This is a genomic window from Pseudomonas sp. NPDC096917 (assembly GCF_044762555.1).
Lineage (GTDB): Bacteria > Pseudomonadota > Gammaproteobacteria > Pseudomonadales > Pseudomonadaceae > Aquipseudomonas.
Genome location: NZ_JBIWEO010000005.1, coordinates 219,840 through 243,911, shown reverse-complemented (window position 1 = coordinate 243,911; position 24,072 = coordinate 219,840). Strand labels below are relative to the sequence as shown.

General features: G+C 59.2%; 20 protein-coding genes and 1 pseudogene. 16 read left to right on the top strand and 5 right to left on the bottom strand.

The features are described from left to right. Positions 1-79 precede the first annotated feature (79 nt). From ACIQYF_RS08295 to ACIQYF_RS08285, 3 genes and pseudogenes are all read right to left on the bottom strand, one after another. Positions 80-633 (bottom strand): annotated as a pseudogene (locus ACIQYF_RS08295) (hypothetical protein). A gap of 45 nt (positions 634-678) precedes the next feature. Further along, the gene (gene map, locus ACIQYF_RS08290; RefSeq protein ID WP_402859334.1) at positions 679-1,470 is read right to left on the bottom strand and encodes a type I methionyl aminopeptidase; all 792 of its coding nucleotides are present in this window, start codon (positions 1,468-1,470) and stop codon (positions 679-681) included. Continuing rightward, entirely contained in the window at positions 1,467-1,709 is a 243-nt protein-coding gene (locus ACIQYF_RS08285) for a ParD-like family protein (RefSeq protein WP_402859331.1), read from the bottom strand. Before ACIQYF_RS08285 ends, map begins: the two co-directional genes overlap by 4 nt. A gap of 144 nt (positions 1,710-1,853) precedes the next feature. Between ACIQYF_RS08285 and ACIQYF_RS08280 the strand changes: the two genes are divergently transcribed. The 11 genes from ACIQYF_RS08280 to ACIQYF_RS08230 all read left to right on the top strand — a co-directional run bounded on the left by ACIQYF_RS08280 (position 1,854) and on the right by ACIQYF_RS08230 (position 15,364). After that, positions 1,854-3,575 (top strand): sensor histidine kinase, encoded by a 1,722-nt coding sequence (locus ACIQYF_RS08280; RefSeq protein ID WP_402859328.1) that lies wholly within the window; start codon positions 1,854-1,856, stop codon positions 3,573-3,575. A gap of 75 nt (positions 3,576-3,650) precedes the next feature. Next, a complete protein-coding gene (locus ACIQYF_RS08275) occupies positions 3,651-4,958 on the top strand; it encodes a sigma-54-dependent transcriptional regulator (protein WP_402859325.1) in 1,308 nt (435 codons plus the stop codon). Positions 4,959-5,172: 214 nt separating this feature from the next. Continuing rightward, positions 5,173-6,477, top strand: a complete 1,305-nt coding sequence (locus ACIQYF_RS08270; RefSeq protein ID WP_402859322.1) for an ABC transporter substrate-binding protein — start codon at positions 5,173-5,175, stop codon at positions 6,475-6,477. Between the two features lie 28 nt (positions 6,478-6,505). Then, complete coding sequence (locus ACIQYF_RS08265) at positions 6,506-7,828, top strand: ABC transporter substrate-binding protein (RefSeq protein WP_402859319.1); 1,323 nt, start codon at positions 6,506-6,508, stop codon at positions 7,826-7,828. A gap of 155 nt (positions 7,829-7,983) precedes the next feature. Next, positions 7,984-8,880, top strand: coding sequence for a branched-chain amino acid ABC transporter permease (locus tag ACIQYF_RS08260; protein ID WP_402859316.1), 897 nt, complete (start codon positions 7,984-7,986; stop codon positions 8,878-8,880). Between the two features lies 1 nt (position 8,881). Beyond that, positions 8,882-9,826 carry a branched-chain amino acid ABC transporter permease gene (locus tag ACIQYF_RS08255; RefSeq protein ID WP_402859313.1) on the top strand — a complete coding sequence of 315 codons (945 nt, stop codon included), beginning with the start codon at positions 8,882-8,884 and terminating at the stop codon, positions 9,824-9,826. After that, positions 9,823-10,593: an ABC transporter ATP-binding protein gene (locus ACIQYF_RS08250; protein WP_402859310.1), complete on the top strand. Its 771-nt coding sequence runs from the start codon at positions 9,823-9,825 to the stop codon at positions 10,591-10,593. Before ACIQYF_RS08255 ends, ACIQYF_RS08250 begins: the two co-directional genes overlap by 4 nt. Further along, positions 10,590-11,237, top strand: a complete 648-nt coding sequence (locus tag ACIQYF_RS08245; RefSeq protein WP_402859307.1) for an ABC transporter ATP-binding protein — start codon at positions 10,590-10,592, stop codon at positions 11,235-11,237. Before ACIQYF_RS08250 ends, ACIQYF_RS08245 begins: the two co-directional genes overlap by 4 nt. A 9-nt stretch (positions 11,238-11,246) precedes the next feature. Next, entirely contained in the window at positions 11,247-12,401 is a 1,155-nt protein-coding gene (locus tag ACIQYF_RS08240) for an iron-containing alcohol dehydrogenase (RefSeq protein WP_402859304.1), read from the top strand. 100 nt (positions 12,402-12,501) lie between these two features. Further along, on the top strand, positions 12,502-13,656 hold the full coding sequence (locus tag ACIQYF_RS08235) for an iron-containing alcohol dehydrogenase (RefSeq protein ID WP_402859301.1): 1,155 nt from the start codon (positions 12,502-12,504) through the stop codon (positions 13,654-13,656). 145 nt (positions 13,657-13,801) lie between these two features. Further along, a complete protein-coding gene (locus tag ACIQYF_RS08230) occupies positions 13,802-15,364 on the top strand; it encodes an amidase family protein (RefSeq protein ID WP_402859298.1) in 1,563 nt (520 codons plus the stop codon). Positions 15,365-15,456: 92 nt separating this feature from the next. Here the strand turns inward: ACIQYF_RS08230 and poxB are convergent, their stop codons facing one another. Further along, positions 15,457-17,178, bottom strand: a complete 1,722-nt coding sequence (poxB, locus tag ACIQYF_RS08225) for a ubiquinone-dependent pyruvate dehydrogenase (RefSeq protein ID WP_402859295.1) — start codon at positions 17,176-17,178, stop codon at positions 15,457-15,459. Between the two features lie 596 nt (positions 17,179-17,774). Between poxB and ACIQYF_RS08220 the strand changes: the two genes are divergently transcribed. Together ACIQYF_RS08220 and ACIQYF_RS08215 are read left to right on the top strand one after the other, a co-directional pair. Continuing rightward, a complete protein-coding gene (locus ACIQYF_RS08220) occupies positions 17,775-19,154 on the top strand; it encodes a glutamine synthetase family protein (protein WP_402859292.1) in 1,380 nt (459 codons plus the stop codon). A 265-nt stretch (positions 19,155-19,419) separates the two neighbouring features. Further along, complete coding sequence (locus ACIQYF_RS08215) at positions 19,420-20,064, top strand: class I SAM-dependent methyltransferase (RefSeq protein WP_402859289.1); 645 nt, start codon at positions 19,420-19,422, stop codon at positions 20,062-20,064. On the opposite strand, the gene ampC is transcribed toward ACIQYF_RS08215, so the two are convergent. After that, positions 20,061-21,221 (bottom strand): class C beta-lactamase, encoded by a 1,161-nt coding sequence (ampC, locus tag ACIQYF_RS08210; protein WP_402859286.1) that lies wholly within the window; start codon positions 21,219-21,221, stop codon positions 20,061-20,063. The two genes, ACIQYF_RS08215 and ampC, sit on opposite strands and share 4 nt — an antisense overlap. Positions 21,222-21,502: 281 nt before the next feature. On the opposite strand from ampC, the gene rnd reads away from it, so the two are divergent. The 3 genes from rnd to ACIQYF_RS08195 all read left to right on the top strand — a co-directional run bounded on the left by rnd (position 21,503) and on the right by ACIQYF_RS08195 (position 23,984). Further along, positions 21,503-22,636 (top strand): ribonuclease D, encoded by a 1,134-nt coding sequence (gene rnd / locus ACIQYF_RS08205; protein ID WP_402859283.1) that lies wholly within the window; start codon positions 21,503-21,505, stop codon positions 22,634-22,636. Then, positions 22,633-22,926 carry a YcgL domain-containing protein gene (locus tag ACIQYF_RS08200; protein ID WP_402859280.1) on the top strand — a complete coding sequence of 98 codons (294 nt, stop codon included), beginning with the start codon at positions 22,633-22,635 and terminating at the stop codon, positions 22,924-22,926. Before rnd ends, ACIQYF_RS08200 begins: the two co-directional genes overlap by 4 nt. Before the next feature lie 125 nt (positions 22,927-23,051). After that, the gene (locus ACIQYF_RS08195; protein WP_402859277.1) at positions 23,052-23,984 is read left to right on the top strand and encodes a D-2-hydroxyacid dehydrogenase; all 933 of its coding nucleotides are present in this window, start codon (positions 23,052-23,054) and stop codon (positions 23,982-23,984) included. Positions 23,985-24,072 lie beyond the last annotated feature (88 nt).

Genomic DNA, 24,072 nt, shown 5'->3' with positions numbered 1-24,072 from the left:
ATAGCTGAATTTATTTATGGGCAGTAGGTGGCCGTGTTCGTTTTAAAATACAGTTCACCTCAATATAGAGGTGCAGTGATCAACTAATCCCGCACACGACGTTAAGTTTTTCTTCGGTCCGGGCTGGCGCCAGCTCACTGTTGAATTGATTGGCTCGAATCCAGTTGTACCGATGCATCAAGAGTTGGCTGATATCGCGCTGGGTTTCTTGAGCATAGTGATCTGTGTACCCCAGCAATTTCCTCGGCGACGCGTACTCTGGCGCATACGATAACGCCACAGCCGCTGGCGAAATGAACGACTCGCATATTGGGCGACCCCTGGACGCCCAGCCCACCACCCGACGCGCGCAAAGATCCAGCACGACAGCCAGGTAAACCCATTCCCCAGGGCCCCAATGTAGATGATGTCGCTACATCACACCTGGTTGGGTGCTGGGACATCGAACTTGTGGTTCAAGGTATTGGGGATACCGAGTCGTTCGACCGTCGCTCTTTTGTAAGCATGTGATCCGCTCTGCGCAGTGACGCCTTGGCGCTCCTGCGGAACCTGATCGACCCAGCCGCGTAGGGCCGACTCGCCGATGCCGAGTGAACGACTGGCTTCGATGTAGCTGTAGTTTTGCTTGAGCACGAGGTCGGCAGCCTCGCGGTTTTATTAGACCACTACAGTCGCGGTTCAGGTGATTGCGGGGAATTCTTCGAGCGTGTCTGGCCAAGGGCTCAGCACCTCAAAACCGTCGTCGGTCACGGCCACCATGTGTTCCCACTGGGCTGAGAGCGACAGGTCTTTGGTGACCACGGTCCACTGATCAGCGAGGGTTTTTACATGGCGCTTGCCCGCATTGAGCATCGGCTCGATGGTGAAAATCATGCCGGTTTTAAGCTTCATGCCCTGGCCTGGAAAACCGTAGTGCAGCACTTGCGGCTCGTCGTGATAGACCTTTCCGATCCCGTGCCCGCAGTACTCGCGCACCACGCTGAAACCTTCTTTCTCGGCGACCGTCTGGATGGCGTGGCCGATGTCACCCAAGGTTGCGCCGGGGCGCACCACGCGAATACCGGCGCACATAGCCTCATAGGTGGTGTTGACCAGGTGCCGGGCTTGCGGGCTGGGTTCGCCCACGTAGTACATGCGGCTGGTGTCGCCGTACCAGCCATCCTTGATCACGGCGATGTCGATGTTAACGATGTCGCCATCGTGCAGCACCCGGCCTGACGGAATGCCGTGGCAGACCACTTCATTGACCGAGGTGCACACGGTCTTCGGAAAGCCGTGATAACCGACGTTGCCGGGAATGGCTTTTTGCACGTTGACGATGTAGTCGTGGCAGATCTGATCAAGCTGGTCGGTGGTGACCCCGGCCTTGACGTGCGGGGTGATCATGGCCAGTACCTCGGCCGCCAGCTTGCCTGCCACTTTGGATTGGGCAATCTGCGCCGGGGTGTTGATAACGACGTGGTTTCTCATCGACTGGACTCCGAAGCAGTGCCTTCCAGCTGACACAGCCGGGTCAAGTCAAAGTCGCCCGCGAGCTCGGCGCGTACCAGCAAACGGCAGATGTCAGTGTGATTCAGGTTTGGGTGCAGCTCAGTCAGCATTCCGATGCGCATCCAGTGTTCGGCTTGGGCGTTGATCGAGCGGCTCAGGGCGTTGCTGGCGACGCGCAGGTTTTCGTGCATGTGTTCCGAGATTTTTACGATGCCCATGCAATCGTCCACTGTGTGATATGTATGAAATGTAAGCGAAACGTATATTAGGCGATGAGGCGCCCGATGTGCAACACGCAGTCATGGACAGGTTCGAGGGTCGATCCCTATGCTGGTGCCATTACAAAAACAATCAAGAACGCCATGAACCTCGACTCTTCCTTCCATGTGTTGTTGCAATGGCTTGCCCGGCCGCACCGCAGCCTTGTGGCGCGCTACACCTTGCTGTCTGTTGTGGTGATGAGCGTGGCGCTGATTACCCTGGCAATTTTCTACGAGCAACTGGCCAAAGACTTGCTCAACCGGCTGACCGGCGAGCGGCTGGACGCGCAAGCGCTGTCGACGGCCAACCGCTTGTCGTCCTTTCTCGATGATCGTTTCTATCAACTCTCGGCATTGTCGAATCACCCCAACATGCCGGAGTTTATCGTTGACCAATCGCGCCTCATCAGTGACGTGGACTCGCTGCTCAAGCTTGAGGGCGATTTGCCCTTTATGTATGGCGTGCTGTTTTTTGATGAGCGTGACCGCCTGATCAAAGTGCTGCCGGGCCAGTCGGCCTCCGGTGAGCCGTACTGGGGTAGCGAGCATTGGTCCATCGCCGGTTTGCCGGCGCAATGGGTGGGCGATGTTGAAGTGATTGGGCCGTTGCTGCCTAAAGCGGGCGGCTCCGGCAGCTTTCTGATCCGCAAGAGCGTGCGTGTTGGCCGCACCAACCAACGAGTGCGAATTGCCCTGCATTTACGCTTGGCGTCCTTGACCGAGTTGTTGGTCAGCGCGGGCATGAGCGGCGTGGTTGCGCCCCTGTTACAAGTGCCTGGAGGCGCGTTTGTCGACCCTACCGGGCGCCAGGTCAAGGCGCCGGGGCAATGGCACGAAGGGCCGATGATTTTGCCGGGCTGGCAGTTGGTCTTCAGCGTGGAGCCGGGAGCCATCCTCAAACCGCTGAACGATGCCCGTTGGTGGTTGTACTGGGTCGCGGCGGGTTTTATCGGGTTTATCCTCATCGTGTTTTTTACCCTGTCGCGCCAGTTGCGCTCGCGGGTCAGCACACTGCTGCAAGGCGCTCATCAACTGTCCATGGGCGACTTGAGTTATCGCCTGGAGCAACAGCCGCAAGACGACGAAATCGGCCATGTGGCCCGCGCCTTCAACGTCATGGCCGAGCGCTTGGCGCAGGTCATGGACCAGACCGTGCGCACCGAAAACCTCGCCGTACTGGGCACCTTTGCCACCGGTGTTGCCCATGAAGTCCGTAATCCGCTGGCGACCATGAAAACCACCGTTCAAGCCTTGTTGCGCCGTGAGCAAGAGCCTGAACGTCGGCAACTGCTGAGTGATCTGGTCAAGGAAATCGACCGCTTGTCCCGCGTCACCAATGACTTGCTGGAGTACGGCCGCCCACATCCACCCAAGCCGTGTGTGGTGTCGGTGGCGCACCTGTTCGAACACACTGGCGCGATGGTTGCCCCGCAACTGCAAGCGCGCAGCATCGAACTGGTGTGCAAAGCGCCAGGCGATTTGCAGATCTTTGTCGACCCGGATCAGGCCCAGCAGGTGTTGCTCAACCTGTGCTTGAACGCCGTGCAAGCCAGCCCTGACGGTGCAGTTGTTCGACTGTGGGCCGAGACCGGGCAAGGACGTGTACGGATCCTGGTTGATGATCAGGGCTGTGGAATTTCTGCCGAGCATTTGCAGCAGGTGCGCCAACCATTCTTCACCTTGAAACCCCGAGGAACCGGCCTGGGTTTAAGCATTTGCCAGCAACTGCTGGAGGCCAATGGTGCGCGGATGCAAATCGTCAGTTTGTTGGGTGAAGGCACGCATGTGACGCTGGACTTTCCCGCGTTCACCCGGTTTTTGTAATTGCACACACCTTCTGGGCGCTGGCTGGCCAGCGATTGAAATCGCCCCCTCTGAACCCGTTTAAGTGAGTCGCAGATGTCCGATGTTCACGTGTTAATCGTCGATGATGAAGAAGCGCTGGTGCGCTCGCTCAGTTATGCACTGCGTGGGGAGGGCATGCGTATCAGCACGGCCAACAGTGGCGAAGCCGCGCTGCAACAGGCGTTGGATGATATCGACATCGTGTTGCTCGATCTGGGCCTGCCGGGTATTGATGGCATGGCCACGCTGGATGGCTTGCGCCAGCGCAGCCCGCACCTGCCGGTGATTATGATCTCGGCCCATGGCGACACACGGGCCGCCGTGCAGGCGGTCAAGGGCGGTGCCACCGATTACCTGACCAAACCCTTTGAGCTGGATGACTTGCTGGCGACCATCAGCAGCACCTTGGCCCTTGATGTGCCTGCATCGGCGGTCGCCGGGCTGCAAGGACAAAGTGCCGCCATGAGCGCGCTGCATGCCGCTGTGCAACGGATTGCCCACAGTTCAGCGACGCGGATTCTATTACTGGGCGAATCCGGCACCGGAAAAACCCTGGTAGCCCAAGCCCTGCATAGCCACAGCTCGCGGGCCGCCAGCGCTTTTATCGAAGTGAACTGCGCCGCCTTGCCCGAGCAACTGATCGAAGCCGAACTGTTCGGCTCCGAGAAAGGCGCCTACACCGGCGCTCATCAAAAACGCGCCGGGCTCGTCAGCCAGGCCAATGGCGGGACCTTGTTCCTCGACGAAATTGGCGAGTTGCCGCTCAGCCTGCAAGCCAAGCTGTTGCACTTTCTGGAGAACGGCAGCTACCGCGCCGTGGGCGCAAGCCAAGCCAGCAGTGCAGACGTGCGGGTGGTGGCCGCGACCAACCGTGATCTGGCGGACGATGTGCGCCTGGGGCGGTTTCGCGAAGACCTGTTTTACCGCCTGAACGTCATCACGGTCGACATCCCGGCCTTGCGTGAGCGCGGCGATGATTGGCTGTTGCTGGCGCAGTATTTCGCTCAGCGCCAGGCGGTCGAAGAGGGGGTCAGTCCGATCCAGTTCTTGCCCGATTGTGTGGTGGCCCTGCGTCGCCATCGCTGGCCAGGCAACGTGCGCGAACTGAAAAACCTGGTCGAGCGTCTGACCATCCTGTCGCCGGGGCAGGGCATCAGCGCGGCGATGTTGCCCACGCACCTGCAAGGCGCTGAATCGGCGCCGACCCTGGTGTTGGGCGATCAACTCGAACGCGCCGAGCGCGACCTGGTGATCGATGCGCTTACCCGTTCGGCGGGCCACAAAGGCCTGGCCGCGCAATTGCTCGGTATCTCACGGCATGCCCTCAAACGCCGCCTGCAACGCCTGGGTATTGAGCGCTAAGCGCTCATTCCTGCGCGCACGTTGAGCGCTAACCGCTCAACAAACCCCATGGATCCTGTAGGCGCTGGCGTGCTCGCGATCTTTTTAAAGATCAAAAGGTCGCGAGCACGCTCGCTGCTACGAGGTTCGTCTGTGTTGGCACAGCCCTTGCTCCATCCCTTTGAGCACTCCAACAAGAGGCGTTTTCAACGCCCTAAAGGAATTTATGCACCCGATGCGTTTATGGGCCCATTGCCTACTGACTTTGAGCGGCGTGCTCATCAGTGTTTCAGCCTGCGCCCAAGTCGGCCGCCTGGAGTTGGGCGTGCCTGCGTCAGAAGCCGATCTGACCATGGGTTGCCTGTACCCGATGACTGAACGTGCAGCCATCTACGGGCACGACAGCATCCTTGGCATTCAGGTGGCCCTTAACGAATTACAAGCCCGTCGTGAGGCCGGTGAATCCGTGCCGCGCTTGCGGGTGATTGTCGATGACGACCAGTCCAAAGCCTCGTATGGGGTCAGCCTGGCCAAGAGCTATATCCACAAGGATGGTGTGCAAGTGCTGTGCGGCATGGTCTCGTCCGGGGTCGCGCTGGCGGTGAGCCAACTGGCCCGGCAAGAAAAAGTGCTGATGATCGGCACCGACCACGCCTCGTCACGCATGACCCTGGAAAATGGCCATCCCTACTATTTTCGAGTGACCAACGACACCTGGACTTCCATGGCCGCCGGTGCGCGTTACCTGCAAGCGTTGCAGAAAAAAACCGGCTGGAAGCGCCTGGCGTTTATTGGCCCCGATTACGAGTACGGGCATGTGTCGCGCGATGATTTGCACGAAGCGCTGAACCAACTGGGCGTGAAGTTTGAAGACGTCATTGAACTGTGGCCGCGCTTGTATGAGCCGGACTACTCGCCCTACATCGCAGCGCTGGAGCAGGCCAAGCCCGACATCATTGTGTCGGCAATCTGGGGCGGGGATTTCCATGCATTCGTCAAACAGGCCGCCGGTTCCCGGCTGTTGGAAACCTCGCGTCTGGCGAACTTTGACACCGGGGCCAATTACGATTTTCTGGTGTCGCTGGGCAACAAGGCGCCTGCCGGTCTGATCCTCTCGGCACGCCATCACAACAACTGGCCGGACACCGAGCGCAATCGTTCGTTTGTCGAGCGCTTTCACCAATTAAGCGGGCGCTACCCGACCTACGCCGCACAGGGCGCCTACACCGGCGTCATGGTGATGGCCAAAGCCTATGAAAAAACCGGCGGCGTGACCGATAGCCCAGCCCTGATCCATGCACTCGAAGGTCTGGAAATCGCCTTGCCCGAAGACCCGCCCGGCACCTTTTCGCGCATTGATCCAGTGACCCATCAAATCCAGCAAAGCCAGGCCATTGGCACGCCGATCAGCCATACCGATTACCCGCCTGCCCAACTGATGCTGGGTGACTGGTTCGTGTATTCGGCACAAGAGCTACAGCTCGATAGCGCCACGCTAAAGCGGCGTCTGGCCGCACGAAAACCCGTTGTCGAGCCTTAACCGTTTGTTCACCCACAGAGACTCAAACATGAATAATTCCAAGAAAAGCATGTTGAAACACCCTTTGGCCTTTGCCATCACGGCTGCCGGGCTGGCCCTGTCATTGAACGCTGGGGTGCAGGCTGCTGAAAACGGCAAGTTCCGGATTGGCGTCGTCACCTTCCTCTCGGGCCCGGCTGCCGGTCCGTTTGGTGAACCTTCGGCGAATGCCGCCAAGGTGCTGGTCGAAGGGCTGAACAAGGGGCAACTGCCCGCGCCTTACGACAAAATCGGCATCAATGGTGCCGAGATCGAAGTGGTGATGATCGACGAGGCGGGCGGTGCGGCCAAGCAGGTTGAGGAGTTCCGCAATCTGGTGCAGCGCCAGAAAGTCGATGCTGTGGTTGGCTACATCTCTTCCGGTGACTGCCTGGCCATCGCGCCGGTGGCGGAAGAGCTGGGCGCGATGACCGTGTTCTACGATTGCGGCACCTCGCAGTTGTTCAAAGAAGACAAAACCCCGCAGTACGTGTTCCGTACCAGCCTTGATGCGGCGGTGGACAATATTGGAGCCGCTCGCTACCTGAGCAAGGTGCGCCCCGACGCGCAGAAAGTCGCCGGCATTCAGCAGAACTACGCCTGGGGCCAGGACAGCTGGAGCGACTTCACCCACTCCATGGAGCAGCTGATGCCCAAGGCCCGGGTGGTTGAATCGCAGATGCCGAAAGTATTCCAGGGCCAGTACGGCGCTGAAATTTCTGCGATCTCGGTCAAACGTCCGGACATCATTCATTCCAGCTTCTGGGGCGGTGACATGGAAGCGCTGGTGCTGCAAGCCAACGCGCGCGGCCTGCTGGAAGACGCCACCGCGGTGCTCACCTGCGGCGAGTCGGCCATCGACCGCTACAAGGACCAGGCCCCCAACGGCATGATCATCGGCGGCCGTGGCCCGTTCGGCGCATTTGCCCCGGATAACGAGCTCAACCGTTGGTTTAAAGACAACTACCAGAGCGCCTACAAGACTGCACCGACGTACCCAGCGAGCAAAATGGCTCAGGCTATTCTCGGCCTCAAGCACGCAGCGGAAAACGCCAAGGTTGAATCGGGCAAGATCCCGGCACCGCTGGAGATCGCCAAGGCCTTTAAAGGCGCGACCTTTGAGTCGGTGTCCGGCACCGTGCAAATGGCCCGTGCCGATGGCCACCAGGCGATGCAAGGCATTGCTTACGGCGAGTACCAATACGATCCGGCAAGCAAAAAAGGCGGCGTGCAGAACGTCATTGCCTTTTCGGGCGAGTGCGTGACCCCGCCTGACGGCACCACTGCGCTGGAGTGGATCAAAGCCGGGTTCCCTGGCGCGCAGTGCAACTGATCCGCACAACCTGTAGTCGCTGGCGCAGGTTGCGAAGGGGCGTGTAGCCCCCGTTGCCTTGAAGTCTGCGCGGACTTCATCGCAGCCTGCGGCAGCGGCTTCATAGCGCATTGTGCGATTGATCCGAAGTTTTTTGCCAAGGTAGGACCTCAATGATGAGTCTTTTCGCGGTGCTGATTGACGGCACCATCTATGCCTCGTGGCTGTTTCTGGTCGCGGCCGGGCTCACGGTGATCTACGGGGTGATGCGCATCCTGAACATGGCCCATGGCAGCTTTTATGCCATTGGCGCCTACGCCGCTGCGTCACTGGTGGGCTGGTATTTCAATAACGGGGTTGGTCCGGTCTGGGCCGGGTATCTGCTGATGCTCGGCTGCGCGCTGGTGGCCGGTCTGATCGTCGGGCTGGTCATTGAGCGCGGCTTGCTGCGCTTTATGTACGGGCGCGACGAAGTGCTGATGGTGATCATCACCTACGCGCTGCTGCTGATCCTTGAAGACACCATGAAGATGATCTGGGGCGTTAATCCGTACTTCGCCTATCAGCCGTATGCCGAAATGGGCCGCAGCGCGTTGGCCGGGCTCAAGGTGTCGAATTACGACCTGATGCTGGTCGGCGTTTCTCTCGTGCTGGGGCTGGGGCTCTGGTTATGGCTGGAGCGCACGCATCAGGGCAAGGTGCTGCGCGCCGTGATCCACGACCGCGAAGTGGCCATGGCCATGGGCGTGAATGTACGGCGCATGTTCACCCTGGTATTTGTGCTGGGCACCATGCTCGGCACATTGGCGGGTGCCCTGACCGCACCGGCGATCTCGGTGGTGCCGGGCATGGGCGTTGAAGTCATCGTGCTGGCGTTTGCCGTGGTGGTGATTGGCGGCATGGGCAGCATCGAAGGCGCGGCGGTGGGCGCCTTACTGGTGGGCTTGAGCCGTGCCGCTGCCGTGCACTACGCGCCGCAGTTCGAACTCTTTGTGATCTATGGGGTGATGGCGCTGGTGTTGGCCGTGCGTCCCCAAGGGCTGTTCGGCCGTGTACTGGCGAGGAAAATTTAAAATGCGCCTGAGTAAAACCGAATCGATTCTGCTCGGCGTTGCCGTGCTGCTGGCCGCAGGCGGCATTATCGCCCCGCAATGGCTGGTGTTTTTGCTGACCATGGCCTTGGCCAAGGCCATGGTGGTGCAAGGCGTGGTGATGCAAATGCGCGCCGGGTTGGTGACCTTTGGCCAGGGTCTGTTCTTCTGTGTTGGCGGTTACGCCGTGGGCATGAGCGGGCACTTTCTGGACATCACCGATCTGGCCCTGTTACTGCTGATCGGAGTGGGCGCGGCGGTCCTGCTGGCCATGCTGCTTGGGCTACTGATGACCCGTTACCGCGAGATTTTCTTTGCCATGCTGTCGCTGGCGTTCTCGATGATTCTGTACGGCGTGCTGGTCAAGAGCTCGGCGCTGGGCAGCACCGACGGCTTTAACGTCAAAGCCTGGACCCTGTTCGGCTGGACGCCCGCGTCGGGCCAGGCGCCGCTGGCGCTGTTCATCCTCATCGTTGCCTGCTCGGGGCTGCTGGCGGTGTTGCTGCATCGCTACAGCCGCAGCAGCGCGGGGATGATGTGCGAGGCCATCCGTGAGAACGAAGTGCGGGTCCAATACCTCGGCCAGTCGCCGCGTTGGGTGCTGTACATGAACTACGTGGCGGCGGCTGCCGTGTCGGCATTGGGTGGGGGGTTCATGGCCTTGTCGGCCGGGCACATCGACCCGGAGATGGCTTACTGGATCACCTCCGGCGAGTTCGTTTTCATCGCACTGCTGGGCGGCACGGCACACGTCGCCGCGCCGTTTATCGCGGCCATTCTGTTTGCCGTGGTGCGCACCTACGCCATCGAACTGGTGCCGCACAGCTGGCAAATGATTCTGGGTTTCACCTTGCTGGCGATCATCGTATTCCTGCCTAAAGGCTTGTGGAGCCTGTTTACCGGGCAAGCACGGAGGGCAAAAGCATGAACTGCATTCTTGAGACCCGGGGGCTGTGCAAAGAGTTTGGCGCAGTCACGGCAGCCAAAGACGTCAACGTGCGGATCCACAAAGGCGAAGTGGTTGGGGTGATCGGTTCCAACGGTGCGGGCAAGACCACGTTTATCAACATGGTCACCGGCTACCTCAAGCCCAGCCGTGGCGAGATTCTGTTCAACGGTCAGTCGATCATTGGCCGTACCCCGCGCGCCATCACCCGAGCGGGTATGGCCCGTTCATTCCAGGTCGCGCAGTTGTTCCCGCAGTTGAGTGTGCTGGATAACCTGCTGATCGCTGTATCCGCGGCACAGAGCCCGTTTCCGTCACTGCTGGCGCCGATGCGCAACGCTTCACGTATCGCCCAGGCAGATGCGATTCTCGCCGAATTCGACATCAGCCGCTGGCGCGACACCCCAGTGACCGCCGTGCCGCAAGGCGTGCGCAAACTGATCGACATCGCGATGGCGTTGATCGGCGACCCGCAAATGCTGCTGCTTGATGAGCCTACCAGCGGCGTCAGCGCCGAAGAAAAAACCGCGCTCATGGACACTGTCATGCGGGTGGTTGCGCAGCATCAGGTCACGGTGTTGTTCGTGGAACATGACATGGACGTGGTGCGCCGCTACGTGTCGCGGATTCTGGCGTTCTACAGCGGCGAAGTCTTGGCCGATGGCGCGCCCGAAGCGGTGCTGGCCAACGCCCGCGTGCAAGAGTTCGTGACGGGCGGGCCAAACGCTCACAAGAGGGCAGCGCAATGAGTCTGGATATTCGCAACCTGCACGTATCGATTGAAGGCGTGCCGATTCTGCACGATGTGTCTTTGCAGGTGGGCGCCGGGCAAATGGTCGGATTGATCGGCCATAACGGCGCCGGCAAAACCACGTTGATCCGCGCAATCATGGGCTTGCTTGAGGCCGATTCGGGCTCGATCACTTTTGCCGGTCAGGATTTGCGCCGTCAGGCGGGTTTTACCCGAGCCTCGTCAGGTATCAGTTATTTGCCCGAAGACCGTCGACTGATTCCGGCGCTCAGCGTTGAAGAAAACATCCTGCTGCCGGTCTGGGCCAACACGTTGCCAGACAGCCAGCGGCGCCTGGAGTGGGTGTACAGCTTGATCCCGGAGATCGCCCCGTTGCGCGAACGCAAGGCCATGCAACTGTCCGGTGGGCAGCAAAAGCTGGTGGCGCTGGCGCGGGCATTGATGCCGGGGCACAAATTACTGTTGCTCGATGAGCCGTTTGAAGGCGTGGCGCCTGTCTTGTCCCGACGCCTCAGCGAAGTGATCGCCAGGCTGGGCCGCGAGGGCTTGTGCGTACTGATTTCGGAATCCGATGACACTCATTCTGCCGATCTGGTTGATGCGCTTTTTCGCATCGAACGCGGCAGCGTGACCGCAGGGTAGGGGAGCATCATGTCGACATTTACCTTTGAAACCACACCGCGGGTGATCTGCGAAATTGATGGCACACTGCGCCTTGGCGCCTTGTGCCGCGAACTCAAGGCCGAGCGCGTGCTACTGGTCAGTGACCCCGGTCTGCTGCGCGCTGGCTTGCTCGATGCGCCAATACAGGCCATGCGCGACAGCGGCTTGCAGGTCACGTTGTACAGCGATGTGCAGGCGGACCCGCCGGTAGCCTGCGTGGAAGAGGCTGTGGCGGTGGCGCGTGAATGCCGCGCCCAGGCAGTGATCGGTTTGGGCGGTGGCAGCTCGCTGGACATCGCCAAGCTGGTGGCCTTGCTCTGTGGTCACGAACAGCGGCTGGAGGACATCTACGGCATCGGTTTGGCCAAGGGCCCGCGTTTGCCGCTGATCCAGGTGCCGACCACTGCTGGCACCGGTTCGGAGGTCACGGCGGTGGCGATTGTGACCACCCCCAGCCATGAGAAAAAGGGCGTGGTCAGCCCCTTGCTATACCCCGACATCGCGTTGCTGGATGCGCGCCTGACGGTAGGCTTGCCCGCCGCAGTCAGCGCCATGACCGGCGTTGATGCGATGGTGCACGCCATCGAGTCCTTCACCAGCGTGCACAAAAAGAACGTGTTATCCGATGGGCTGGCGGTGCAGGCGCTGACCCTGCTGGCGGCGAACATGGACCGCGTACTGGCTGAGCCGGGTGATTTGCAGGCGCGCTCAAACATGTTGCTGGGTTCGATGCTGGCGGGCATGGCATTCGCCAATGCGCCGGTGGCGGCGGTGCATGCGCTGGCCTACCCGCTGGGCGGGCATTTTCACGTGCCCCACGGGCTGAGTAACGCGCTGGTGCTGGTGCCGGTACTCAACTTCAACCGCCCGGCAGCCGAACCGTTGTACGCGCAATTGGCCTCTGCGGTGTTGCCGCAAGAGCACTTTGCCAATACCAGCGAGGCCTGTGATCACTTCATCGGCTTCATGACTCGACTGGTTGCGCGCATGCCGTTTGCCCAGCGTCTGAGCGAAGTGGGCGTGACCCCAGGGGACGTCGATCAACTGACCGACGACGCCCTGAAAGTCGAGCGACTGCTGATCAATAACCCGCGCCCGCTTAGCCGCGACGACATCCACGCCCTTTACACCTCGGTGCTGTAGGGGCGCTGTCGGAGCGGGCCTGCAGGCGATCTTTTAACGATCAAAAAATCGTCAGGCAAGCTCGCTCCTACCCATTTTCATCCGTCAACAGGAGTCAGCGATGAACCAGGAATTCAGGAGTGTGCCGCGCATTATCTGCGAGGCCGGGGCACTGCAAGAAATTGGCTATGTCTTTAGAGGCTTGGGCGCGCAGCGAGTGATCGTGGTGTGCGATCCGGGCATCGTCAGCCTGGGGTTTGCCGGTCGGGCTCAAGCGGTGCTTGAAGCGTCCGGTTGTGAAGTGGCGGTGTTTGATCAAGTGACCCCCGACCCGTCATCAACCGTGGTTGAGCACGCCGCGAGTCAAGCGCGGGCATTTAAGGCCGATGGCGTATTGGGGCTGGGCGGCGGCAGCTCGCTGGACGCCGCCAAACTGGTCGCGCTGTTGATCAACAGCGAGCAACCGCTGCACGACTTATACGGCACCGATAAAGCCCTTGGGCAACGCGCGCCGCTGGTGCTGATGCCGACCACCTCGGGCACCGGCTCGGAAGTCACCTGGGTGTCGGTGATCACCGACCCGCAGAATAAAAAACAGGCGGTGTACTCGCCACAGCTGCTGCCGGATGTGGCTGTACTCGACCCGCAGCTGACCCTTGGCCTGCCGCCGAAGGTCACGGCTGCCACGGGGCTGGACGCCATGGTTCACGCCATTGAGGCGTACACCAGTCGTACGCGTAAAAACCCGATTTCAGATGGTTTGGCCTGCGCGGCACTGGCCTTGCTCGGCGCCAACTTGCGCAAGGTTTTGGCGGATGGCAAAGACCTCGAAGCCCGTACTGCCATGCTGCAAGGTTCGTTGATGGCGGGCATGGCATTCGTCAACGCCTCCGTAGCCGCGATTCACGCGCTGGCTTATCCGCTGGGGGCCCGTTTCCACATTCCTCACGGGCACGCCAACGCCTTGGTCATGGCCCCGGTGATTCGCTTCAACCTGCTCAACGCGCAGCGCCAATACGCCGAATTGGCCGCGCATTTGTTACCGGGTGAGCATTTCGAGGACGAGGCCAGCGCCGCCTTAGCCTTCGTGCAGGCCATTGAAAGCCTGGTGCGCGACAGCGGTCTGGAACTGAAGCTATCAGACTTGAAAGTGGATCAAGCATCACTCGCTGTCATGGCCTCAGATGTCGTGGTGGGGATTCGGCGCTTGATCGACAGCAACCCGCGCGACATGGACGAGCAACAAGTCGAGGCGATCTATCGGAGTGTTTTTTAAGTCCGCAGTGTCATGCTCAACGGCAGGATGTTGTGTTTTATCGACTTACAACTTTGCGAAGTCCATGGGCCGGCCGTTCGTTCTGCGTGCACTAGGCTTTGAGTATCACAGCCTTAATGTATCTCTATGGATGAGCGGCTAATTTATGGAATCGAATAAAAAACAGGCCTGGTTAACTATTGTGCTGGTATTTAACTGGGCTTTACTTGCATCTGGCGCAGTGTTGGCCCGTGCTAACAATCAAAGCGACCTCCACGCAGCCCTCATGCAACGGGCGGGGCTCGAATATAAAACGGTCAGCCAGCTGTCTGCTGATATGGCCAATAACACATTGACCTCGGTCGAGTTAGTGCAGTATCTGCTGCAACGCATAGACACCCTGGATAAGCAGGGGCCCACTATCAATGCCGTCGTTGAGCTCAATGGCGAGGCATTGGCCATTGCCGCCCAGCGAGATGAAGAACGATTGAAAGGGGCGTTGCGCGGCCCATTGCATGGGATTCCGGTGTTGCTCAAAGACAACATCAGCACCGACGACCCCCTGCAAACCTCGGCCGGCTCGCGGGCCCTGGTAGGCAGGCCAGTGGGGCAAGACGCTGACGTGGTGCGCAAGCTGCGCGAAGCCGGGGCCATCATTCTGGGTAAAGCTAACATGAGTGAATGGATGGGGTTTCGCGGCACCAACGTCCCTAATGGCTGGAGTGGTCGAGGCGGTCAAACCTTGAACCCGCATGTTTTGCAGGCCGACCCCTGTGGTTCCAGCTCTGGCTCTGCGGTGAGCGTGGCGGCGGGGTTGGTGCCTCTTTCGGTCGGTACCGAAACCAACGGCTCGATCAATTGCCCGGCGTTTGCCAGTGGCGTGGTGGGGATCAAGCCAAGCCGCGGGATAATCGATACGGCGGGTGTCGTGACGTTATCGGCCAAGCAGGACACTGTGGGCGCTATCGCGCGTAACGTCTCGGACGCCGCCGCATTGCTGGGCGTGATGCTGGATACGCCACAAGACTTCACCGCCGCTCTCGACCCGCGAGCGTTGCAACACAAGCGTATCGGTTACTCAGATCGTTTTGTACCAGGTTCCGCCGACTGGGAAAACAACCCGGACTTTGTGCAAGCACTCGCCGTTCTGCGAGAGGCGGGCGCAACGCTGGTGCCGCTTCCACACCCCCAAAGGCATTTTGATACTTACTTCGGATTTATGGCCATGGAGTTCAATCTTGCCGTAAACGCCTATCTTGCAAGTCGCGAAGATATTGCCGTGCGTGATCTGGCACAGTTGATTGAATTCAATGAACAACAGCCGGAACATAAATACTACAACCAGCAACTTATACAATTGGCGCAGGCAACGGGGTTTGAGCAACATCGCTATGACGAGTTATGGCGAACGATCTATACCTTCCATAAACAAGAGTTGGATCGCACGGTCAGCCGATATGCAGTCGATGCTGTTATCGATATTCCCGCTTCCATCGTTGCCAGTATTATTCCGATAGTGGGCTACCCCACTATTACGCTGCCTAACGGTATGGATACGAAGGGTTTGCCCACGGGTTTATATTTTTATGGCGCGCATGGCAGTGACAGCGAATTAATCGCCATGGCATACGCCTACGAGCAATTAAGGCCGATGCGCCAGAACCCGGCGTTCCTCAAGGCCCCCGAAGGAAATGGTTTCAATCTGCTGCGAAGCCCTTGGAGTACCTAACGCATGCCATCAGTTAACTGTAGGAGCGAGCTTGCTCGCGATCTTATGAGCGTTAGACGATCGCGAGCGAGCTCGTTGGCACAGCGTTACGGTTAGCGCAGCAGATTGACCTTGGCTAAATCAATCAACTCGCGGGCTCGGCCATCCATCACTGTTTTGAGCATAAACAGGCTAAAGCCCTTGGCTTGCTCAAAGGTCTTGGTGGGTGGCATCACCAGTTCCTGGCGGGCGCTGACCACGTCGACCAGCACCGGGCCGTCATGGCTAAAGGCTTCACGCAAGGCCGCTTCCAGCTCGGACGGGTGCTCGACGCGAATACCCTTGACCCCCATCGCTTCGGCCATCGCGGCAAAGTTTGGGTTGTTCAGGTCACAGCCAACATCGGGGAAGCCTGCAGCCTTCATTTCCATCTCGACAAAGCCCAGTGTGCCGTTGTTCAGCACAATGACTTTGACCGGCAACCCCACCTGATTCAGGGTCAAAAAATCGCCCATCATCATGGTGAAACCGCCGTCGCCAGACATTGAAATAACCTGGCGATACGGGAAAGTGGCTTGCGCGCCGATGGCTTGCAGCATGGCGTTGGCCATTGAGCCGTGGTTAAACGAGCCGATCAGGCGTCGCTGGCCGTTCATTTTCAGATAGCGCGCGGCCCACGCGGTGGGCGTGCCGACGTCACAGGTGAAAATAGCGTCTTCATCGGCCAGTTCGCTGACCAGACGGTTAAGGTACTGCGGGTGAATGATTGAGCTGTCAGGTCCGCTTTCTGCCAGAGCGTCGAGGTCTTCCCGAGCTTTTTTGTAATCCTTGAGGGCTGAATCCAGGTGGTCGCGTTCGGGGTTTTGCGCCAGCTTGGGCAGCACGGCCTGCAACGTCAGTTTCACATCACCGATGAGCCCTAACTCCAGGCCACAGCGATTGCCCAGTGCTTCAGAGCGCAGGTCGATTTGAGCAATGTGGCCATGCTCGGGGTAGAACTGGCGATACGGAAAGTTAGTGCCAAGCATCAGTAACGTGTCGCAGTTCTTCATGGCCAAATACCCCGACGCAAAGCCGATCAGCCCGGTCATGCCGACGTCATACGGGTTGTCGTACTCCACATGCTCCTTGCCCCGCAACGCATGCACGATGGGTGCATTCAGGCGCTCGGCCAGGGCCAGAATTTCGGTGTGGGCATCCGCGCACCCGGCGCCGCACAGCAGGGTGACTTTTTTACCGTCATTGAGAAAGGATGCCAGCTCATCAATGTCGCTGTCGCTTGGACGAATCAGCGGCTGGGTGGGCGTGAGCCAGTTTGGCACCTTGGCCTCGGTGGCTTGCAGCGCCACATCGCCGGGGATCACGACCACTGCCACACCGCGCTTGGCGATGGCGACACGCATGGCGCGTTCCAGGATCTGCGGCAATTGCTCGGGCCGCGACACCAGCTCTACGTAATGGCTGCACTCCTTGAACAGACTTTCGGGGTGCGTGGCCTGAAAGTAATCAATGCCGATTTCGCTGCCCGGGATATGCGCTGCCAAGGCCAGCACCGGCACACCGCTGCGATGGGCGTCGAACAGACCGTTGATCAAATGCAGGTTGCCGGGGCCGCAACTGCCGGCACACACCGCCAGTTCACCCGTTAAATGCGCCTCAGCGCCTGCGGCAAAAGCGGCGGCCTCTTCGTTGCGCATGTGAATCCACTTGATCTGCTCCTGGCGGCGCAGCGAGTCCGTGAAGCCGTTCAAGGAGTCGCCGACCACGCCATACACACGCTTGACGCCGGCTTGCTGCAACGTCTCGGTCATGAAATCAGCCACAGTTCTGGACATGGAAGACACCTCGAAAAATAAGAAAAAAGATGGCGTGGAATCAATGTGTTGCCTGTCGCAACCCGATGCCCAAGCAGAATAGTCACTGCATCCGACCTTGCCGTTTTTTAAAACGTTCGATGAAGATGTATTCATCTTGCATCGTCGATGCCATCAAGCCTTTGATCTGGATCTGGCCGAGCCGTATCAGGGGCGCGTGGAGGGTGTGTGGCGTCGGGCGTTCGAAATGTTTAGTCAGTTCATAACTAAAAGTCTGAAACGCTGTGTTGCATCTGAGCATCCAGTCGTGTGAGGCTAGGGGCTCAGTGTTGACCAAGGTCGAAGGTATGGGGTGTTTACGCGGTGAGATGCAACGACGCCATGTGTCGCAGACTCCCGTATTGCGTGGCGTGGGTTTAGGTCATTTTGCCCCGTTACATGCCAGCCGTTGCACACTCCCTTCCAAATTGGCCTTTTGGGCCTTGTTTCACTGCCGTCATGCCCGCCCGCCGGATACTCGAATTGCCCGTTAAATCTTGAATGCCTGCGCCCTTGAGGGGTAGCAGCCACATGGGGCGCCTGTGCGCCTGCCTGATACGCAATGACGAGTAATTCCCATGAGTGCCACGACCGCGTTTGCCCCCCTGCAAGAAGCCCTGGACTTTCTGGAGCTGAATCCCGATATCGAGATGTTTGAGCTGTTCATCATCGATAACAATGGCGTTCCACGGGGCAAGTTGCTGCACCGCGATGAGCTGATAGCGGTCTATGACAGTGGGCGGCCGCTGCCCAGCACGATTCTGGGTCTGAGCATCAATGGCGATGACATCGAAAACACCGGGCTGGTGTGGGACGTGGGCGACATCGACTGCCGGGCCTATCCCATCAGCGGTAGCTTGCAGCGCATGCCATGGCGCTTGATCCCGACAGCGGCGGTACAAGTCAGCATGCACCCGCAACAAGGCATGCCCGCCACGGTGGCCGATCCTCGGCACTTGCTGGCCAAGGTCATTGACGGCCTCAAGGCCGATGGCTACTACCCGGTGATGGCTGCTGAACTGGAGTTCTACTTGCTCGACCAGCAGCGTGACAGCAACGGTCGCCCTCAACCGGCGCGTGATGCCGATGGCCAGCGTCCCCGTGCGACGCAAGTCTATGGGCTGCGCGAACTTGAGCAAATCGAACCGTTTTTGGCTGATCTGTACAGCGCCTGCAAACTGCAAGGGATTCCGGCGCGCACGGCGATCTCCGAATACGCGCCGGGGCAGGTTGAGATCACCCTTGAACATCGTAGCGATGCCTTGCAAGCCATGGACGAAGCGGTGCGTTACAAGCGCTTGGTAAAAGGCGTGGCGCATAAACACGGGATGATCGCCTGTTTTATGGCCAAGCCCTTCGATGACTTGGCGGGCACCGGGATGCACATGCACGTGAGCCTGGCCGACAAGCAGGGCAATAACCTGTTCGCCAGCGAAGCGCCGCAAGGCACGCCGCTGCTTAAACAGGCGGTGGGTGGCATGCTCAGCACCCTGCTGGATTCATTACTGATGTTTTGCCCGAACGCCAACTCATACCGTCGTTTCCAGAGCAACAGTTACGCACCGCTGGCCGCGACATGGGGCGTCGACAACCGCACCGTCAGCTTGCGCGTGCCAGGTGGGCCAGCCTATTCGCGGCATATCGAACACCGGATTTGCGGGGCCGATGCCAACCCCTACCTGGCGGCTGCGGCGATTCTGGCGGGCATCCATCGCGGCATTCGTGAACAACGCGACCCGGGAGCACCGATCGAAGGCAACGGCTACGCCCAAGCCACAGAAATGCTGCCAACAGACTGGTTGACCACCTTACGCGCGCTGCAAGGCTCTGAATGGGCCAAAGAAGCCTTCGGACCTGAATTCCTGAAGGTCTACCTGGCCGTGAAAAATGGCGAGTACCGTCAATTCATGGGCGAAGTTGGCGAACAAGACTGGCGCTGGTACTTGCAGCAAGCGTGATAGTCACCTGTGGGAGCTGGCGCAGGCTGCGATCTTTTAACGCAAGCTCGCTACAGGGGCTGCGTTCGCTCTGTCGCTGTGGACGCCCCGTTGCCACGTCTGCCGGCGGGCATGCCGAGTAACGGATAGGCACCCAATCCAGACCGGATCATCTCCACCCGAGGTTTAAGCAATCTCATTGGTTTTCATACTTTTCTGACAATTTTTTCACTGGCAGCCCGTTAATCTTTGTGTCGAATATCATAAACACAAGAGTCAGCGGGCCATGTCGTTGCAGCCACCTTCCACCATTGAGCTAGAGTTCGCCGAACGCTACGACCGCGAACACGCACAGTCCTGTCGCGCAGCTCGGCCTCAAGGGCTCGCCCAGCGTTTGGCCCTGTGGCGTGAACAACGACTCGTGCGCCGAGCGCTTAAAGTCGCGGGTGAGCCGGGTTTGGTGCTGGATGTTGCCTGCGGCGCCGGACGCTTTTGGCCACTGCTGGCCGAGCACGCTAATCGGGTCATTCTGGCCGCTGACTCTTCGCAAGGCATGCTCGATCATGCCCAGACGCATCACCCGGCCAGCCTGCTGAAGCGGATCACGCTGTTTAAAAGCTCGGTGTTTTCCATCGAATTGTCCGAGAACGCCGTGGACAGCATCTTTTGCATGCAGCTGTTTCACCATGTCGGCGACAGCGAACATCGGCTAATGCTCTTGCGTGAGTTTTACCGAGTGAGCCGCGACAGTTTGATCATGTCGGTGTGCGTGGGGCGCCCCTCGCTCCAGCTCGGCAGCCCGCGGATCGTGATCAGCAAACAGGAGATAGAAGGGCAGTTCGCAGAGGCCGGTTTCAGCATTCTCAAGCACTACGACGTGCTGCCCGGCGGTGCGCAAGGCAGCATTTATGTGTTGCGCAAGGGCGCTTAATGCAGCGCTTTGAAAATCGTGTAAGCCAGTTCAATGCGAGCGCTGTTGGGGTAGTTCTTGTTGGCCATTATCACCACCGCCTGTTTTTTTGCGGGCACTAACGCGATATAGCTGCCAAAGCCCGAAGTTGATCCGGTTTTGTTGAGCCATACCGCTTGCCGGGGTGGCAACGCCGGGTTCAGGGCAACCGCCTTGTTGCTCTCGTAGGCCATGCGGTCAGCGTTACCTTCCAGCAGATGCTCCAGGGTGACCGGGTAGGGGTATTGCTCCCAGATCAGGTCTTGAGTCATGGGCCCAATCTGGAAGTAGCCTGTGTGAGTGAGGGTAATGGCCCGTTGCAGATCGGCTTCAACCTTGCCGAACCCCATGTTCAGTTGCGCAAAATCAAGCAGGTCGCGAGCGCTGGTTTTCACGCCATAGGCTTCGTCGGCCAAGACGCCGGGGTTGAGCCGCACGGCCTCATCCTGTTTGTTATAGCCCTGGGCATACAGCGGCCATTTGTTGTCCGGTACTTGCAGATAGCTGTTGTCCAGGCCCAGCGCCGGGAACAAGATTTTTTGCAGGGCGTCTGAAAACGTCTGCTTCATGCTGCTGGCCGTAATTACGCCCAGCATGCCGATGCTGGGGTTGGCATAGCTTCGTTGAGTGCCGGGCGCATAGGTCGGCTGCCAGCCGCTGAGGTAGACCTGCAATTGATCTTTGTTCTGCACGTCGTCAGGCACTTGCAACGGGAAGCCTCCCGCCGTGTGGGTGGCCAGCTGCAGGAGTGTGACCTGGCCAAATGCGCTGCCTTTGTACTGCGCCAGGTAGTCACTGACCGGGTCTGAGAATGACAGCAGGCCTTTGACCTGGGCATAGGCGGCTAACGTGGCAGTGAACAACTTACTGATCGAGCCTATTTCAAACAGCGTGTCGGGCGTGACACGGGTCTGTGTGGTTTTTGATGCGACACCGAAGCTGTAGAAGTGCTGCCGGCCGTTGTTGCTGATGCCAATTACCAGGCCGGGAATCGCGTACTGCTGCATCACAGTCTGAGCGGCTTGCTGCACGCGGGCTTCTTGATCGAAGGGCATGTTCTCAGCCTGAGCCGCGTGGGTAAATGTCCCCAGGGCCAGCACAGAGACTGCAACGGCGGACAGTTTTCGGGTAATGCTCATACGGGGCAGTCTCTATTCTTATAAAAGGGGTAAAACGTCTGATTACCTTGTCACGTCATAGTGGCTAACGATGTCTGTGCGGTCATTGCAGCGACCGCTATATAAGGTCCCGCAAGGCTCTCGGTCATGCCAGTCGGGATAATAGCGACAATAAATAGCGTCAGTGGTGAAGGTCATTGCTTGTAATTGCGTAGGCTTTTTCGTCGCCAAGATCGTGAGTCAGTGTCCGGAAACACCTGGCGCCGATATATACTGCGCGCCATTCTTCAAGGGAGAGCCGTGTGGCCATCGATATTCACTGGATTTGCGACAACGATAGCCTCGGCCAACATTGTGCCCAATGGCAGCACTTGCCATTCGTCGCCCTCGACACCGAATTTATGCGGGTCGATACCTTCTACCCGATTGCCGGCCTGATTCAAATTGGCGATGGCGAACGGGCGTACCTGATTGACCCCTTGACCATCGACAACTGGCAGCCGCTGGCCGCCCTGCTGGAAAACCCGGCAGTGGTCAAAGTGCTGCACGCGTGCAGTGAAGATCTGGAAGTCCTGTTGCGCCTGACTGGCAGTCTGCCAGCACCTCTGTTCGACACTCAACTGGCAGCGGCCTACCTGAACCTGGGTTTCTCCATGGGGTATTCGCGACTGGTCAAAGAGGTGCTCGACCTCGACTTGCCAAAAGGTGAAACCCGCTCCGACTGGTTGCAACGCCCGCTGTCCGAAACGCAGGTCAGTTACGCCGCCGAAGATGCTCAACATCTGGCGGAAGTCTATGTGCAACTGCGTCCGCGCCTGTCGGATGAAAAGTACAATTGGGTGCTTGAAGATGGCGCCGAGCTGGTGGCCAACCTGCGCCGCGAAGTTGACCCGTACGAGGTGTATCGCGAGGCCAAACTGGCCTGGAAACTGTCTCGTGGCCAACTCGCGGTATTGCGTGAAATCTGCGCCTGGCGTGAGCAGCAAGCCCGTGCTCGCGACCTGCCGCGCAATCGCGTCATTCGTGAACATGCGCTGTGGCCATTGGCCAAAACGCAGCCCGATAACCTGGTATCGCTGGCGCGTATCGAAGACATGCACCCACGTACCGTGCGTCAGGATGGCGAGTTTCTGCTCGATCTGATCAAGCGTGCGAGCAGCCTGGCGCCGGAACAATGGCCACCTGCCGTGCCTGAGCCGTTGCCGGTGGAGGCCGCCTTGTTGATTAAACGCCTGCGCGCCGTAGGCCAGGCCGAAGCCGAGCGTCTGAACATTGCGCCAGAGCTGATGCTGCGCAAGAAAACCCTGGAAGCCCTGCTCAAAAGCGGCTTCCCCGATGGCCCTTATCAATTACCCGATTCACTGCGCGGCTGGCGCCGTGAGTTGATGGGCCAGGCATTGCTCGATTGCCTGGCCGATGCTGGAGAACAGTCTTGAAACGTATTTGCTCGATCTATCGCAGCACCAAACGCAACGAAATGTACCTCTACGTGCTCAAGTCCGATGCATTGGAGCGTGTGCCAGAGACCCTGATGCTGGCATTTGGCAAGCCCATTCACGCGTTTGACCTGGTCCTGACCCCAGAGCGCAAGCTCAATCGGGAAGACATCGTCAAGGTTCTGGAAAACCTTGAGACCCAGGGCTACCACCTGCAAATGCCCCCCGCTGAAGACGAATACATCGAGCACTTGCCCGAAGAGCTGTTGCGTCGTAACGACCCGATGTAAAGGCAGTGCCAGGTGCCCGGCTCCGGGCGCCTGTCTCCATAGACTCCATTTGATTGACGGTGGCTGAACGCAGCGGGGCAAACCCGAGCGATGGGCACTGGCAGCGGTTTTAGAAGGTTACAAGCATGCGCGTCCTGATTGCCGAGCACGATTACGCTCTATACGCCCAACTCTTGCAGCAAGCAGCGCCGGAGCTGGAAGTGCACACCAGCGGCGACTCAGCGACATTGGCCGAATTGGCCTCTGACTGCCCCGTGTGGCTGGGCCAACCGGACCTGATGGCCACTCTGTTGCGCCAAGGGCATAAGCCGCAATGGCTGCAATCGACCTGGGCGGGTATCACCCCGCTATTGGCTGAAGGGCTGGGGCGTGAATACCGCTTGAGCCGTGCTGTCGGCATTTTTGGCCAAGTCATGGCCGAATACGTGCTGACCTACATGCTCGGTCATGAACGTGAAGTCATGGCGCGCCTGGTCAGCCAAGTCGAACGCAAATGGGACAACCGCACGGGCCAGAGTCTGGTCGGGCGCAAAGTCTTGATCGTCGGTGCAGGCGACATTGGCCAGACCGTGGCGCAGTTTCTGCAACCGTTCGGGGTTGAGTTGTACGCCATTGCCAGTGCTGCGCGCGAGCAAGCACCGTTCAAAGAAGTTGCGGTCTTGAGCGATCTGCCGCGTTTGGTCGCCCAGATGGATTACGTGATCAACTTGCTGCCCAACACCCCTGAAACCCACGACCTGTACGATGCCGAACTGTTTGCGCAGTTCAACCCCAACGGCGTCTTCATCAATGCCGGGCGTGGTGTGGCCGTGGTCGATGCTGACCTGGTTGAAGCCTTGCGTCAGGGCCATTTGGCAGGGGCGATCATTGACGTTTGCCGGCAAGAGCCGTTACCGGCCAAGCACCCGTTCTGGACTGCCTGGGGCCTGCTGCTGACTGGCCACAGCTCAGCGCCGACCTCGCCACCCATGATGGTGCAACTGTTTATCGACAACCTGCGGGCGTACCAGGCGGGCGAGCCTTTAAGGGGCGAAGTGGACTTCGAGCGCGGCTACTGACAGCCGTTTGGTTGTTAGCGCTCGATAACGGCGCCCAGCCAACGGTATGAGCAAGCTTGCTCACGATCTTTCAAACATCCAAAGATCG

What these genes read in the sequence shown, in the direction of transcription:
- map (WP_402859334.1), bottom strand. Translation starts at nt 1,470, where the DNA reads ATGAGAAACCACGTCGTTATCAACACCCCGGCGCAGATTGCCCAATCC.
- ACIQYF_RS08285 (WP_402859331.1), bottom strand. Translation starts at nt 1,709, where the DNA reads ATGGGCATCGTAAAAATCTCGGAACACATGCACGAAAACCTGCGCGTC.
- ACIQYF_RS08280 (WP_402859328.1), top strand. Translation starts at nt 1,854, where the DNA reads ATGAACCTCGACTCTTCCTTCCATGTGTTGTTGCAATGGCTTGCCCGG.
- ACIQYF_RS08275 (WP_402859325.1), top strand. Translation starts at nt 3,651, where the DNA reads ATGTCCGATGTTCACGTGTTAATCGTCGATGATGAAGAAGCGCTGGTG.
- ACIQYF_RS08270 (WP_402859322.1), top strand. Translation starts at nt 5,173, where the DNA reads ATGCGTTTATGGGCCCATTGCCTACTGACTTTGAGCGGCGTGCTCATC.
- ACIQYF_RS08265 (WP_402859319.1), top strand. Translation starts at nt 6,506, where the DNA reads ATGAATAATTCCAAGAAAAGCATGTTGAAACACCCTTTGGCCTTTGCC.
- ACIQYF_RS08260 (WP_402859316.1), top strand. Translation starts at nt 7,984, where the DNA reads ATGAGTCTTTTCGCGGTGCTGATTGACGGCACCATCTATGCCTCGTGG.
- ACIQYF_RS08255 (WP_402859313.1), top strand. Translation starts at nt 8,882, where the DNA reads ATGCGCCTGAGTAAAACCGAATCGATTCTGCTCGGCGTTGCCGTGCTG.
- ACIQYF_RS08250 (WP_402859310.1), top strand. Translation starts at nt 9,823, where the DNA reads ATGAACTGCATTCTTGAGACCCGGGGGCTGTGCAAAGAGTTTGGCGCA.
- ACIQYF_RS08245 (WP_402859307.1), top strand. Translation starts at nt 10,590, where the DNA reads ATGAGTCTGGATATTCGCAACCTGCACGTATCGATTGAAGGCGTGCCG.
- ACIQYF_RS08240 (WP_402859304.1), top strand. Translation starts at nt 11,247, where the DNA reads ATGTCGACATTTACCTTTGAAACCACACCGCGGGTGATCTGCGAAATT.
- ACIQYF_RS08235 (WP_402859301.1), top strand. Translation starts at nt 12,502, where the DNA reads ATGAACCAGGAATTCAGGAGTGTGCCGCGCATTATCTGCGAGGCCGGG.
- ACIQYF_RS08230 (WP_402859298.1), top strand. Translation starts at nt 13,802, where the DNA reads ATGGAATCGAATAAAAAACAGGCCTGGTTAACTATTGTGCTGGTATTT.
- poxB (WP_402859295.1), bottom strand. Translation starts at nt 17,178, where the DNA reads ATGTCCAGAACTGTGGCTGATTTCATGACCGAGACGTTGCAGCAAGCC.
- ACIQYF_RS08220 (WP_402859292.1), top strand. Translation starts at nt 17,775, where the DNA reads ATGAGTGCCACGACCGCGTTTGCCCCCCTGCAAGAAGCCCTGGACTTT.
- ACIQYF_RS08215 (WP_402859289.1), top strand. Translation starts at nt 19,420, where the DNA reads ATGTCGTTGCAGCCACCTTCCACCATTGAGCTAGAGTTCGCCGAACGC.
- ampC (WP_402859286.1), bottom strand. Translation starts at nt 21,221, where the DNA reads ATGAGCATTACCCGAAAACTGTCCGCCGTTGCAGTCTCTGTGCTGGCC.
- ACIQYF_RS08195 (WP_402859277.1), top strand. Translation starts at nt 23,052, where the DNA reads ATGCGCGTCCTGATTGCCGAGCACGATTACGCTCTATACGCCCAACTC.